General features: G+C 73.5%; 12 protein-coding genes and 1 pseudogene. 7 read left to right on the top strand and 6 right to left on the bottom strand.

Annotation, left to right across the window (positions count from 1 at the left end; translation table 11 throughout):
• The first annotated feature begins 34 nt into the window (after window positions 1-34).
• From J7E97_RS09350 to J7E97_RS09340, 3 genes are all read left to right on the top strand, one after another.
• Window positions 35-1516, top strand: a complete 1482-nt coding sequence (locus tag J7E97_RS09350) for a CitMHS family transporter (RefSeq protein WP_215024374.1) — start codon at window positions 35-37, stop codon at window positions 1514-1516.
• Between the two features lie 106 nt (window positions 1517-1622).
• Window positions 1623-3035 (top strand): aldehyde dehydrogenase family protein, encoded by a 1413-nt coding sequence (locus tag J7E97_RS09345; protein WP_215024372.1) that lies wholly within the window; start codon window positions 1623-1625, stop codon window positions 3033-3035.
• A gap of 119 nt (window positions 3036-3154) precedes the next feature.
• Window positions 3155-4234, top strand: coding sequence for a Zn-dependent alcohol dehydrogenase (locus J7E97_RS09340; protein WP_215024370.1), 1080 nt, complete (start codon window positions 3155-3157; stop codon window positions 4232-4234).
• A 374-nt stretch (window positions 4235-4608) separates the two neighbouring features.
• On the opposite strand, the gene J7E97_RS09335 is transcribed toward J7E97_RS09340, so the two are convergent.
• Window positions 4609-5265, bottom strand: a complete 657-nt coding sequence (locus J7E97_RS09335) for a TetR/AcrR family transcriptional regulator (protein ID WP_215024368.1) — start codon at window positions 5263-5265, stop codon at window positions 4609-4611.
• A gap of 105 nt (window positions 5266-5370) precedes the next feature.
• Between J7E97_RS09335 and J7E97_RS09330 the strand changes: the two genes are divergently transcribed.
• From J7E97_RS09330 to J7E97_RS09320, 3 genes are all read left to right on the top strand, one after another.
• Window positions 5371-6522, top strand: coding sequence for an acyl-CoA dehydrogenase family protein (locus J7E97_RS09330; RefSeq protein WP_215024366.1), 1152 nt, complete (start codon window positions 5371-5373; stop codon window positions 6520-6522).
• A gap of 81 nt (window positions 6523-6603) precedes the next feature.
• The gene (locus J7E97_RS09325) at window positions 6604-6918 is read left to right on the top strand and encodes a YiaA/YiaB family inner membrane protein (RefSeq protein WP_215024364.1); all 315 of its coding nucleotides are present in this window, start codon (window positions 6604-6606) and stop codon (window positions 6916-6918) included.
• A 167-nt stretch (window positions 6919-7085) separates the two neighbouring features.
• Entirely contained in the window at window positions 7086-7736 is a 651-nt protein-coding gene (locus J7E97_RS09320; RefSeq protein WP_215024362.1) for a TetR/AcrR family transcriptional regulator, read from the top strand.
• A gap of 77 nt (window positions 7737-7813) precedes the next feature.
• Here the strand turns inward: J7E97_RS09320 and J7E97_RS09315 are convergent, their stop codons facing one another.
• Window positions 7814-8275: a MaoC family dehydratase gene (locus tag J7E97_RS09315; RefSeq protein WP_215024360.1), complete on the bottom strand. Its 462-nt coding sequence runs from the start codon at window positions 8273-8275 to the stop codon at window positions 7814-7816.
• Between the two features lie 121 nt (window positions 8276-8396).
• Between J7E97_RS09315 and soxR the strand changes: the two genes are divergently transcribed.
• On the top strand, window positions 8397-8840 hold the full coding sequence (gene soxR / locus J7E97_RS09310) for a redox-sensitive transcriptional activator SoxR (protein WP_215024358.1): 444 nt from the start codon (window positions 8397-8399) through the stop codon (window positions 8838-8840).
• A 110-nt stretch (window positions 8841-8950) separates the two neighbouring features.
• Here soxR and J7E97_RS36785 read toward each other — a convergent pair whose 3' ends face one another.
• The 4 genes and pseudogenes from J7E97_RS36785 to J7E97_RS09295 all read right to left on the bottom strand — a co-directional run bounded on the left by J7E97_RS36785 (window position 8951) and on the right by J7E97_RS09295 (window position 12539).
• A complete protein-coding gene (locus J7E97_RS36785; protein WP_308346439.1) occupies window positions 8951-9448 on the bottom strand; it encodes a 3-keto-5-aminohexanoate cleavage protein in 498 nt (165 codons plus the stop codon).
• A 309-nt stretch (window positions 9449-9757) separates the two neighbouring features.
• Window positions 9758-9994, bottom strand: a pseudogene (locus J7E97_RS36780) (3-keto-5-aminohexanoate cleavage protein); the annotation flags it as partial.
• A gap of 329 nt (window positions 9995-10323) precedes the next feature.
• On the bottom strand, window positions 10324-10917 hold the full coding sequence (locus J7E97_RS09300; RefSeq protein WP_215024354.1) for a hypothetical protein: 594 nt from the start codon (window positions 10915-10917) through the stop codon (window positions 10324-10326).
• Between the two features lie 125 nt (window positions 10918-11042).
• The gene (locus J7E97_RS09295) at window positions 11043-12539 is read right to left on the bottom strand and encodes a serine-threonine protein kinase (protein WP_215024352.1); all 1497 of its coding nucleotides are present in this window, start codon (window positions 12537-12539) and stop codon (window positions 11043-11045) included.
• Between the last annotated feature and the right edge of the window lie 20 nt (window positions 12540-12559).

Here is a 12559-nt window from a genome sequence, read left to right as displayed (position 1 = left end):
GTTGGGCCCAGGAGGCGGCACCTAGGTTCCCCCCATGCTGACCTTCCTCGGCTTCGCCATGATCGCGACCTTCCTCGTCCTGATCATGCTGAAGAAAATGTCGCCCATCGCGGCGCTCGTCCTCATTCCCGCGCTCTTCTGCGTGTTCGCCGGACAGGGCGCGCAGCTCGGCGGCTACGTCATCGACGGAGTCGGCAAGCTCGCGCCGACCGCCGCCATGCTCATGTTCGCCATCGTCTACTTCGGCCTGATGATCGACGTCGGGCTCTTCGACCCGGTGGTGCGCGGGATCCTGCGCTTCTGCAAGGCCGACCCGATGCGCGTCGTGGTCGGCACGGCCGTCCTCGCGGCCATCGTCTCGCTCGACGGCGACGGCTCGACCACCTTCATGATCACCGTCTCGGCGATGTACCCGCTCTACAAGCGGCTCGGCATGAGCCTCGTCGTGATGACCGGTGTCGCGGCGACCGCCAACGGCGTCATGAACACCCTGCCCTGGGGCGGTCCCACGGCCCGCGCCGCCACCGCCCTCAAGCTCGATGCCGCCGACATCTTCGTGCCGATGATCCCCGCGCTCGCGGCGGGCCTGGTCTTCGTCTTCGTCCTCTCCTACGTCCTAGGCCTCAGGGAGCGCCGCCGGATCGGCCTGCTGTCGCTCCCCGCCGACGCCCGGACGGCCGGCGTCGAGGCCGAGGACCAGATCCTGGTCGCCGCCGGTACGGGCCAGGCCGACGGAGGCTCCCGTACACCGTCCGCCTCGTCCGCCTCGTCCGCCTCGTCCGCCTCGTCCGCCACCTCCGAGGCCCCCGCTGCCGCCCCCATCGGTACCGGCGGCGCAGGCTCCGTTTCCGTGGCGGCCGCCGACGAAGACGGCTTCCAGGGCCTCGACCCGCGCCGCGCGACCCTGCGCCCCCGCCTCTACTGGTTCAACGCCACCCTGACCGTGGCCCTGCTCACCGCCATGATCATGGAGCTGCTCCCGATCCCGGTGCTCTTCCTCCTCGGCGCCGCCCTCGCCCTCACCGTCAACTTCCCCCACATGCCGGACCAGAAGGCGCGCATCGCCGCCCACGCCGACAACGTCCTCAACGTCGCCGGCATGGTCTTCGCCGCCGCGGTCTTCACCGGCGTCCTCACCGGTACCGGCATGGTCAAGCACATGGCCGACTGGCTCGTCGGTGCCATCCCCGAGGGGATGGGCCCGCACATGGCGCTGGTCACCGGCCTGCTCAGCCTCCCGCTCACCTACTTCATGTCGAACGACGGCTTCTACTTCGGGGTCCTGCCCGTCCTCGCCGAGGCGGGCGCCGCGCACGGGGTCTCCCCGCTCGAAATCGCCCGCGCCTCGCTGGTCGGCCAGGCCCTGCACATGTCGAGCCCGCTGGTTCCGGCCGTCTACGTCCTCGTCGGCATGGCCAAGGTCGAGTTTGCCGACCACACCCGGTTCACCGTGAAATGGGCGGCTTTGACCTCCCTCGTGGTCCTCGGCGCAGGGATGCTTTTCGGCATCATCTGACCCCGCCCGCCCCTGGCGCCCGCAAAACTACCGACGCTAGTTTGTAGGCTGTCGGCGACGTCAGGTCCACAGGCCTACGCGCTCGTGCGTGCTCGGGAGGAATGCCATGAAGGCCCACGACGGGATGTACATCGGCGGCGAGTGGCGGGCCGCCGTCGGACGCGGCCACATCGAGGTCTTCAACCCCGCCGACGAGCAGCTCATCGCCTCGGTCCCGGCCGGCACGGCCGAGGACGTCGACGCGGCCGTACGGGCGGCCCGCGCGGCCTTCCCGTCGTGGGCGGCCACGGCTCCGGGCGAGCGGGCGGCCCTGATCGGGGCCCTGCGCGACGTACTGGTCGCCCGCAAGGGCGAGATGGCCGAGACGATCACCGCTGAGCTCGGCTCCCCGCTGGGCTTCTCGGAGATGGTGCACGTGGGGGCGCCGATCGCGGTGGCGTCCTCGTTCGCCGAGCTCGGGGCCTCGTACGCCTTCGAGGAGCGGATCGGGAACTCGACCGTGCTGCTGGAACCGGTCGGCGTGGTCGGGGCGATCACGCCCTGGAACTACCCGCTGCACCAGATCGTTGCCAAGGTGGCGCCCGCTCTCGCCGCCGGATGCACCCTCGTCCTCAAGCCCGCCGAGGACACCCCGCTGACCGCGCAGCTCTTCGCCGAAGCCGTGCACGAGGCGGGGATACCGGCCGGGGTCTTCAACCTGGTGACCGGCACCGGCCCGGTCGCCGGCCAGGCCCTGGCCGCGCACGAGGGGGTCGACCTCGTCTCCTTCACCGGATCCACCGCTGTCGGCAAGCAGATCGGCGCCACGGCCGGCGCCGCCGTCAAGCGGGTCGCCCTCGAACTGGGCGGCAAATCGGCCAATGTCATCCTGCCCGGAGCCGACCTGGCCAAGGCCGTCGCGGCAGGCGTGGGCCACGTCATGAACAATGCCGGCCAGAGCTGCAACGCGCTCACCCGGATGCTCGTCCACCGGGACGAGTACGAGGAGGCGGTCGCGCTGGCGGCCGCCGCCGTCGCCAAGTACCCCTCCGGCGACCCCCGCGACCCGGGCACCCGCCTGGGCCCGGTCGTCAACGCCAAGCAGCGCGACCGCGTGCGCGGCTTCATCGCCAAGGGCGTGGAGGAGGGCGCGCGCCTGGTCGCGGGCGGCACCGAGACGCCGCACGAGCAGGGGTACTTCATCGCCCCGACCGTGTTCGCCGACGTCACGCCCGGGATGACCATCGCGCAGGAGGAGATCTTCGGCCCGGTGTTGTCGATCCTGCCCTACGAGGACCAGGACGAGGCCCTGACCATCGCGAACGGCACCGACTACGGGCTGGGCGGGGCGGTCTGGGCGGCGGACGAGGAGACGGCGGTTGCCTTCGCCCGCCGGATGGACACCGGCCAGGTGGACATCAACGGCGGCCGCTTCAACCCGCTCGCGCCCTTCGGCGGGTACAAGAAGTCGGGCGTGGGCCGCGAACTGGGCCCACACGGCCTCGCCGAGTACCTGCAGACCAAGTCCCTGCAGTTCTGAACCCGTACGCCGACAGACCCGTACCGCGTATCACCCGATACTCGGTCATATCGGCGCACAAGCTCACGCATCCGCCCGCACACCCGCCCGCAAAGCCGCACCCCACGGAGACGACGACCATGGTCCGCGCCGCCATCCTGCCCGCCGTCGGAGCACCGCTGGAGATCCGGGACATCGTGCTGCCCGAGCCCGGCCCCGGGCAGGTCCGGGTGCGGCTCGCCGCCGCCGGGGTCTGCCACTCCGACCTCTCCCTCACCAACGGCACCATGCGGGTCCCCGTACCCGCCGTCCTCGGTCACGAGGGCGCGGGCACGGTCCTCGCCGTCGGGGAAGGGGTCACGCACGTGACGCCCGGCGACGGGGTGGTGCTCAACTGGGCCCCGTCCTGCGGGAAGTGCCACCACTGCTCCATCGGCGAGGTCTGGCTCTGCGTCAAGGCCCTCGCCGGCGTCGGGGACGTCTACGCCCACGACGCCAGGGGAGTCGAACTCCACCCCGGGCTGAACGTGGCCGCCTTCGCCGAGGAGACGGTCGTCGCGGCCAACTGCGTGCTGCCCGCTCCCGCCGGTATTCCACTCACCGAGGCAGCCCTGCTCGGCTGCGCCGTCCTCACCGGTTACGGAGCCGTCCACCACAGCGCCCAGGTCCGCCCGGGCGAATCGGTGGCCGTCTTCGGAGTCGGCGGAGTGGGACTCGCCGCACTCCAGGCGGCCCGCATCGCCATGGCGGGCCCGATCGTGGCCGTGGACGTCTCCCCGGCCAAGGAGGAGCTGGCGCGAGCGGCCGGGGCCACGGAGTTCGTCCTCGCCTCCGACACCACCGCGAAGGAGATCCGCACGCTGACCGGCGGGCACGGCGCGGACGTCGCCATCGAGTGCGTCGGCCGGGCCGAAACCATCCGCGGTGCCTGGGAGTCCACCCGGCGCGGCGGCCGTACGACGGTCGTCGGCATCGGCGGCAAGGAGCAGCAGGTCACCTTCCACGCGCTGGAGATCTTCCACTTCGCCCGCACCCTCACCGGCTGCGTCTACGGCAACAGCGACCCGGCCCGCGACCTCCCGGTGATCGCCGCGCACGTCCGCGCCGGCCGGCTCGACCTCGGCGCCCTGGTCACCGACCACATCACCCTCGACGACATCCCGGCCGCCTTCGACGCGATGCTCGCGGGCAAGGGCGGCCGCTCGCTGATCGTCTTCTAGCCCCGGGCTGGCGCGGGGCCCGGGCACGGCCCGGTGAGGCCCGCGCCTCGCCGTGCCCTGCCTGTGCCGTGCCCGTGCCGTGCCCGTGCCCTGCCCGCACCCTGCCCGTGCCGTGCCCGTGCCCGCACCCTGCCCGTGCCGTGCCCGGCCGGTGCCCTGCTCGTGTCGCCATCCGGGGTCGTCGCGTCCGTGTGGCGTCGAAGTCGAGGAGCCCGGACACGCCCCCGCAGGAGGGGCAGCCCGCCGGTACCCGGGGCGCCCGGATCCGCTCCGGTGCCCAGCAGCGCCAGCACTCGGTCAGCGCAGCCCGCCGGGGCCGCCACGGCTCGGCGTCCCCGCCCGGACCGCTACGACGCTCTCCGGCCCGGCGTCCGTCACGGCTCCCCCTCCGGCTCCTTCAGCGCCTCGTACTGCAGGGCCAGTCCGTCCAGGAGGGCCGCCAGGCCCGTCTCGAAGGCGCCCTCGTCCACCTCCTGCTGACGCTCCGCCAGGAGGTGGGCCTGGCCCAGGTGCGGGTAGTCCGACGGGTCGTACGCCGTCCGGTCGTCCACGAAACCCCGGGCGAAGGAGGCCACCGCCGAGCCCAGGATGAAGTACCGCATCAGCGCGCCGATCCGGGTCGCCTGCGCCGGCGGCCAGCCCGCCGCGGTCATCGCGCCGAAGACGGCGTCCGCCACCCGCAGCCCGGCCGGCCGGCGGCCCGGGCCCCGCGCCAGTACCGGCACGATGTTCGGATGGTCGGACAGCGCGGCCCGGTACGAGTGCGCCCAGTCGTGGAGCGCGAGCCGCCACTCCCGCCGGTCGTCCGGCTCGAACATCGACAAGTCGACCCGCGCGCTCACCGCGTCCGCGACCGCGTCCAGGATCTCGTCCTTCGTGCGGAAGTGGTTGTAGAGCGAGGGTCCGCTGACCCCCAGCGCCGCCGCCAGCCGCCTGGTCGAGAGGGCTTCCAGGCCCTCCGCGTCCACCAGCGCACCCGCCGCCCCGACGATGCGGTCTCTGCTGAGGAGGGGCTTGCGCGGTCTGGCCATGCGCCACATAGTAGGGGCTGCCCGCCAAAAACTACCGGTGCTAGTTAATGTCTCGTAGACCTTGACCTTGACCTTGACCTCGCGCCGACCAACCGGAGGTGCCCGGTGAACCTGGAGCTCAGCGCGGAGCAGTCCGCCGTCCGCGATCTCGCCCGCGCGTTCGCCGAGCGCGAGATCACCCCGTACGCCGCCGGATGGGACCGCGCCGAGAGCGTGGACCGGGCCATCGTGAAGAAGCTCGGCGCCGTCGGCTTCCTCGGCCTGACCGTCCCCGAGGAGTACGGCGGCTCCGGCGGCGACCATCTCTCCTACGTCCTGGTCACCGAGGAGCTAGGCCGCGCGGACTCCGCCGTGCGCGGGATCGTCTCCGTCTCCCTCGGCCTGGTCGCCAAGACCATCGCCGCCTGGGGGAACGAGGAGCAGAAGCGGTCCTGGCTGCCCCGCCTGTGCTCGGGCGAAGCGCTCGGCTGCTTCGGTCTCACCGAGCCGGGCACCGGCTCCGACGCGGGCAGCCTCACCACCCGCGCCGCGCACGAGGGGGACGCGTACGTCATCAGCGGCGGCAAGACGTTCATCACCAACGGGACCTGGGCCGACGTGGTCCTGCTCTTCGCCCGCACCAACGAAGAGCCCGGCCACCGCGGGATCTCCGCCTTCCTCGTCCCCGCCGACGCCCCCGGCCTGACCCGCCGCGAGATCCACGGCAAACTCGGCCTGCGCGGCCAGGCCACGGCCGAACTCACCCTCGACGGCGTCCGCGTGCCCGCCTCCGCGATGCTCGGCCCCGAGGGCAAGGGCTTCTCCGTCGCCATGTCGGCCCTGGCCAAGGGCAGGATGTCGGTCGCCGCCGGCTGCGTGGGCATCGCCCAGGCGGCGCTCGACGCGGCCGTCGCCTACGCCGCCCAGCGCGAGCAGTTCGGCAAGCCGATCGCCGGGCACCAGCTGGTCCAGGAGCTGATCGCCGACATCTCCGTCGACGTGGACGCGGCGCGCCTGCTGACCTGGCGGGTCGCCGACCTGATCGACCGCGGGCGGCCCTTCGCCACCGAGTCCTCCACGGCCAAGCTCTTCGCCTCCGAGGCGGCCGTCCGCGCGGCGAGCAACGCCCTCCAGGTGCACGGCGGTTACGGCTACGTCGACGAGTACCCGGCCGGCAAGCTGCTGCGCGACGCCCGGGTGATGACCCTGTACGAGGGCACCAGTCAGATCCAGAAGCTGCTGATCGGCCGAGCCCGTACGGGAGTTTCGGCGTTCTGAGTGGACCCTCGGCGCGGGATGAGTACGCGCGTGAGTACGAGCGCGGATGTGACGGGCCCACCCCCGCGCCAAGCTGGACCCATGAACGAGACACCGGTCAAGCAGCAGAACACGGGCGCCTACTACGGGCAGGCCGTCGCCTCCTTCGGCATCGCCATCGCCGCGGTGTCCCTCGGGATCTACAACATGGACGCCGACGGCTGGGTGCGCGCCTTTCTCGGCATCGCGATCCTGTACCTCACCACCTCGGCCTTCACCCTCGCCAAGGTGGTCCGCGACCGGCAGGAGGTCACGCAGATCGTCAGCCGGGTCGACCAGGCCCGGATGGAGAAGATGATGGCGGAGTACGACCCCTACGCGCCGAAGCCGAAGGCGCACGGCGGTCAGGCGGCCTAAGCGCTTGCTCACCCTCCGGTAGGCTGTCCCTTCCCACCAGGGCATCAGGGCGTCAGGACATCAGAGCGTCAGGGGGCCAGGGGGTGAGGGATCAGTGCACCAGTGCACCAGTGCACCAGTGAGTCAGGGCACTGCGGGGCAGCGTTCGCGAAGAGGGTGAGACGGCGATGGACAGCGCGCAGGAGACGGCCGGCGGCTACCAGCCGTGGTCGGAGGTCACTCCCGACGCCGCGCGGCGGCTGCTCGTCGCCGCCGTCGAGGCCTTCGCGGAGCGCGGGTACCACGCCACCACCACGCGTGACATCGCCGGGCGGGCCGGCATGAGCCCCGCGGCCCTCTACATCCACTACAAGACCAAGGAAGAGCTGCTCCACCGGATCAGCCGGATCGGCCACGACAAGGCCCTGGAGATCCTGGACACGGCCGCCTCCGGCCCGGGAACCGCCGCCGATCGGCTCACCGAGGCCGTACGGTCCTTCGTGCGGTGGCACGCGGCCCACCACACCACCGCGCGCGTGGTCCAGTACGAGCTCGATGCTCTCGGTTCGGAGCACCGCTCCGAAATCGTGGCGCTGCGCCGGCGGAGCGACGCCGCCGTCCGCCGCATCATCGCGGACGGGGTCGCCGCGGGGGAGTTCGACGTCCCAGACGTCCCCGGCACCACCCTCGCCGTCCTCTCGCTCTGCATCGACGTCGCCCGTTGGTTCAGCACGGACGGCCGCCGAACGCCCGACGAGGTCGGCTCCCTCTACGCCGACCTCGTACTCCGCATGGTGGGCGCCGGCACGGGCGGCGCCGGCGGGGACGCCCGGAAATAGCCCGGAAGGCCAAGGCCCGCGAGGGGCCCGGAAGCGCTTCGGGGCGGGGAGCGGTTCGCGAGCGGGCAACCCGGGACTCAGAAGTAGTAGCGGGACACCGACTGCGCCACGCACACCGGCTTCTCGCCGCCCTCGCGCTCCACCGTGACGGTCGCCGACACCTGCACGCCGCCGCCCGCCTCCACGACCTCCGTGATCAGCGCGGTCGCGCGCAGCCGCGAGCCGACGGGTACCGGCGCTGGGAAGCGCACCTTGTCGACCCCGTAGTTGATGCCCATCTTCATGCCCTCGACCCGCATGATCTGCGGCACCAGACTCGGCAGCAGCGACAGTGTGAGATATCCGTGCGCGATGGTGGAGCCGAAGGGCCCGCCCGCCGCGCGCTCCGGGTCCACGTGGATCCACTGGTGGTCGCCGGTGGCGTCCGCGAAGAGGTCGATCCGCTTCTGGTCCACCTCCAGCCAGTCGCTCGGGCCGAGCGGTTCGCCGACCCCGGCGGTCAGCTCCTCGGCGGACGTGAAGATCCTCGGCTCGGACATGCCCGTACCTCTTCCTGGCTAATAAGCGCTTGCTCAGCGCGCCCAGCATGCTGCGACCGTATGTATCTGTCAACGACGGGTCCGTCCGCCGCCGTCGGACCGGCCGACTACGCTCGGCGGTGTGCCGCAGATTCCCGAGAAGGTCCACGAGCTCACCGTCGGCCAGCTGTCCGCGCGCAGCGGCGCCGCCGTCTCCGCGCTGCACTTCTACGAGACCAAGGGCCTGATCACCAGCCGCCGCACCTCCGGCAACCAGCGCCGCTACAGCCGTGACGCCCTGCGCCGCGTGGCCTTCGTGCGCGCCGCCCAGCGCGTCGGGATCCCCCTCGCCAGCATCCGTGACGCCCTCGCCCAACTCCCCGAAGGACGCACCCCGAACCGCGAGGACTGGGCCCGCCTCTCCGTCAGCTGGCGCGCCGAGCTCGACCACCGGATCGACCAACTGAGCCGCCTGCGCGACCACTTGACCGACTGCATCGGCTGCGGCTGCCTCTCCCTGGAGAACTGCGCGCTGTCCAACCCGGACGACGTCTTCGGCGACCGCCTCACGGGCTCCAGGCTGTAGCGGCCCGGGTCCCTGTCCCGGGCCGGGTCTGTGTCCCGGGCCGGGTCTGTGTCCTGGGCCGGGTCCCTGTTCCGGCGGGTCTCTGCCCCGGTCCCGGGCTCGTCTCCGGCTCAGGCCCCGGCTTCCCGCACGGCGACCGCCGCCGCGACCAGCTCCGCGTTGGAGCGGGCCGACCGCCCGTCCGGCAGGTGCAGCACGTCTCCTACGCCGATCCGCGCGCCCGTGCCGCACCGCGCGGCCAGCCGCAGCACCGGCCAGGCCGCAGCGTCCCGCCCGAACAGCAGCACCGGCACCGGCGGCAGCCGCCGCAGCAGTTCGACGGTCGACCCCGGGTCGGCGGAGGCCAGTTCGGCCAGGATGCGGACCCGCGCGGGATCCCGTACCGGCCAGGCCAGGAAGCGGGCCAGCGGCTCGGTCGACCCGCCCACCGGGACCTCCGCGTCCACCGCGACGCCGCGCTCCAGCAGCGCCTCGGCCAGCTCCCGGGCCCCCGGCTCCGCGAACCGCACCACCGCCCGGTCCGGCAGTACCGTCCATGACCGCACCCGCGCCACGCGCCCCGCCGGATCGGGCTCGGCGGGGACACTGGCGAGCACGGAGAGCTGCACGCAGACCCCGGACCCGCCCCCAACCCCGGCGCAAGCCCTGCCCCCGACCCCGCCCCCGACACCGACACCGACACCGACCCCGACCCCGACCCCGACCCCGGACCCGACCCCGACCCCGGACCCGACCCCGGACCCGGTCCCGGCTCCGGCCCAAGTCCTGGCCCCAATCCCGACCCCGGCCCCTACTTCAGCCCCGGCCCCAGCCGGTTCTCGGACGCCGCCACCGGCGAGGGATCGGGCCCCGGCCGGCTCTTCCGCGCGGCCACCGGCCATCGTGCCGCCGCCGACGCCCGCCACCGCGCCCCGCAAGGCCTCCAGGACGGGTCCGACCACCCGGGGCGAGAGGCTCTCCCGCCCGCACGGGGTGCGCGGATGCACCAGTACCTCACCGGCCCCGGCGGCCACGGCCTCCAGGGCCGCTTGCACCAGGTCCCCGGGGGACAGGGGCACGGCCGGGCCGTCCGCAGCACCCCGCGAACCGTTCAACGACACCAACAGCGGGGGCCGCCGGAACGGCCAAGTCCCGGACCCAGCCGCCCCGGACATCGCCGTCCCGCGCCCCGCTGTCCCGGACGTCGTCGCCCCGCAGTCTGGCGCCCCCGACGTTGCCGCCCCGGAGCTCTGCGCCCCGGACTCCGCAGTCCCGGATCCCGCAGTCCCGGACCCAGCCGCCCCGGGCACCGCCGTCCCGCGCCCCGCTGTCCCGGACGTCGTCGCCCCGCAGTCCGGCGCCCCCGGCGTTGCGGCCCCGGAGCTCTGCATCCCGGACTCCGCAGTCCCGGATCCCGCTGCCCCGCAGCCCGCATTCCCGGATCCCGCAGTCCCGGACCCAGTCGCCCCGCACCCCGCCGCCCCGGATCCCGTGGCCGACGGTCTCATGCCGCGCCCGCCAGCCCCGTTCCGGCCGACAGGGATTCCGCGAGGGCCGGTCTGGGCACCACGATTCCGCAGCCCGCGCACACCGGTCCGTCCCATCCCCACACCGCGACCGCGCCGGGCACCGAGGCCGTCGGCCAGTGCAGTTCCCGCGTCCCGCAGACCGGGCACACCGTCCCCGGCTCCGATTCCAGTGCCACGACCAGCCGCCGCAGCACTTCGCCCAGCGCCCCCTGCGGCCGGATCCCCGGGTCGGCGCACCGCACCACCGCGTCCCCGCTCCCGCCCCAGGCCCACTCGGGCCGGCGCAGCCCGTCGTGCTTCTCCCGTCGCCGGCGCTCCGCGAACTGGCGCTCGTACTCCAGCCAGACCGCCCGCGCCTCCTCCAGCTCCTCCAGCGCGGCCACCAGCCGCGACGGATCGGCGGCCCGGTCCTCCGGGCCGATCCCGTGCCGGTCGCACAGGTGCCACCACGTCGCGCGGTGGCCGTAGGGGGCGAACCGCTCCAGGCAGCGGCGCAGCGAATGACGCCGCAGGGCACGGTCGTTGCGCGCATCGCGCACCTGGTGGGCCAGACTCCGGAAACCCGCCATCACACCTTCACCTCCGCCGCGCACCCGTACCGCGCATTGATCTGCTCCCGTGTGCCCAACATGCCCTGACTGGTGTGGGCGCATGCGGGGGCGGTCGAGGCGTGCGGGTGGCACATGGCCGGAAGTCAGCGCCCCATGCGCCCCGCGGTGACCACCAGCCGGGCCAGCTCCTCGTGGCAGATGTCGCTGTGCGCCCCCGAGGGGGCGCCGCCCCGGCGGACCACGGAACCCGCGTCCACGCTGACGCAGCCCGTGGTCGGGAGACCACCGCGCAGGGCCGCGTCGAGGGTCAGCCGCGGCGCTCCCGGCACGCCCCGCACCCCGTCGTGCCCGATCGCGCCCCACCGTTCGTCGAAGCCGAGGAGACCGGCCGAATCGCCGGCCATCCGGGAGGCCAGCGGGTAGAAGACCTTGAGGGAGGAGTCGTGGGGGGAGTGGCAGGCCGACACCGGGCCGTCGACCCTGGCCTGCAGTCCGCGCAGGGCGCCGCCGCGGCCCGGGTCGTGGGGCAGGCTTTCGGCGAACGCGTAGTGGGAGAAGGCTCCTTGGAGGAGCGTCACCGACTTCACGTTCCGTGCGCCGACGGGCAGTGCGCGCAGCGCGAAGGATGTGACCCGGCCGCCGAAGCTGTGGCCGATGAGGTGGACCCGCAGGGCGGGCCGGCGGCCGGACAGCTCCGCGAGCACCGGTCCGAGACCGTGCTCGCCGACCACCCCGGCCCGCGCCTTCATCTGGTAGTACGTCGCCTGGCGCAGCACTTCCTTGGCGCCGTTCCACAGCGTCCGCAGCCCGCCGCCGACCGAGAATCGGGCGCCGGGGAAGCCCTCGGAGGAGCCTACGGAGGAGCCCTCGACGGAGCCCTCGGCGGATTCCTCCGGCAGCCGGGCGCCCGCCCGGGCCAGCGCCTCGGTGAAGGTCCGGCACACCTCGATGACGTCCTCCGTGAGGAAGGCGGGTACCTCGCGCGGCGCGAAGGCCGCCGCCAGGTCGTCGCCCGCGCCGACTCCGTCGACCCCGGCCAGTTCCCGCACCAGCGCCCCGAACTCGGCGAACGCCCCTTCGTGCGCCGGCCGCAACGCCAGCAGTTCGGCGATCCGGTCCAGCTCCGCCGCCCGGCCCGGCCAGAACGCCCCGAGCGCCTGCCGGGTGGTCCGGTCCAGCGCCACCCCGTGGACCGGCTCCGCACCGCCCCCCGGCCCGCCGACCGCACCGCCCCCCGGCCCGCCGACCGGCCCGCCGACCAGTCCGTCCCCCAGCCCGCCGACCGGCCCGGTGGCCGCACCGCCGACCGGAGAGCCGAACGCCCCGCCGGGGCCGTCGAAGTCGGGTATCGGCTCGTCCGAGAAGCGGATCGAGGGCCACACGACCCCCACGTACCCCAGCCGCGCCCCGGTCCCCACCAGATCCGCGAAGGGGGCGTAGAAGCGGTCGAAGAGGCGGACCGCCGTGGATCGGTCGGAGTTCCATCCGTGGGCGAAGACCAGCAGATCGGTGGCCTCGATCCCGAAGACCGCCTCCCTCGCGCCCGGGGCCGCGTCGCCCTCGGAGTCGAAGGTCAGCTCCACGTACGGGCGGACCCCGATCCCCGCCGCCCCCGTAGCCAGTGCGCCGATGCCCACCATGACGTCCCCCCTCCACGCCG

The sequence above is a fragment of the Streptomyces sp. ISL-66 genome (assembly GCF_018614135.1).
Classification (GTDB): domain Bacteria; phylum Actinomycetota; class Actinomycetes; order Streptomycetales; family Streptomycetaceae; genus Streptomyces.
Note: the sequence above shows the minus strand (reverse complement) of the source record. Positions and strands in the feature narration are given on the sequence as shown.

What these genes read in the sequence shown, in the direction of transcription:
- J7E97_RS09315 (WP_215024360.1), bottom strand. Translation starts at nt 8,275, where the DNA reads ATGTCCGAGCCGAGGATCTTCACGTCCGCCGAGGAGCTGACCGCCGGG.
- J7E97_RS09300 (WP_215024354.1), bottom strand. Translation starts at nt 10,917, where the DNA reads ATGGCGGGTTTCCGGAGTCTGGCCCACCAGGTGCGCGATGCGCGCAAC.
- J7E97_RS09335 (WP_215024368.1), bottom strand. Translation starts at nt 5,265, where the DNA reads ATGGCCAGACCGCGCAAGCCCCTCCTCAGCAGAGACCGCATCGTCGGG.
- J7E97_RS09350 (WP_215024374.1), top strand. Translation starts at nt 35, where the DNA reads ATGCTGACCTTCCTCGGCTTCGCCATGATCGCGACCTTCCTCGTCCTG.
- J7E97_RS09325 (WP_215024364.1), top strand. Translation starts at nt 6,604, where the DNA reads ATGAACGAGACACCGGTCAAGCAGCAGAACACGGGCGCCTACTACGGG.
- J7E97_RS09345 (WP_215024372.1), top strand. Translation starts at nt 1,623, where the DNA reads ATGAAGGCCCACGACGGGATGTACATCGGCGGCGAGTGGCGGGCCGCC.
- J7E97_RS09320 (WP_215024362.1), top strand. Translation starts at nt 7,086, where the DNA reads ATGGACAGCGCGCAGGAGACGGCCGGCGGCTACCAGCCGTGGTCGGAG.
- J7E97_RS09340 (WP_215024370.1), top strand. Translation starts at nt 3,155, where the DNA reads ATGGTCCGCGCCGCCATCCTGCCCGCCGTCGGAGCACCGCTGGAGATC.
- J7E97_RS09295 (WP_215024352.1), bottom strand. Translation starts at nt 12,539, where the DNA reads ATGGTGGGCATCGGCGCACTGGCTACGGGGGCGGCGGGGATCGGGGTC.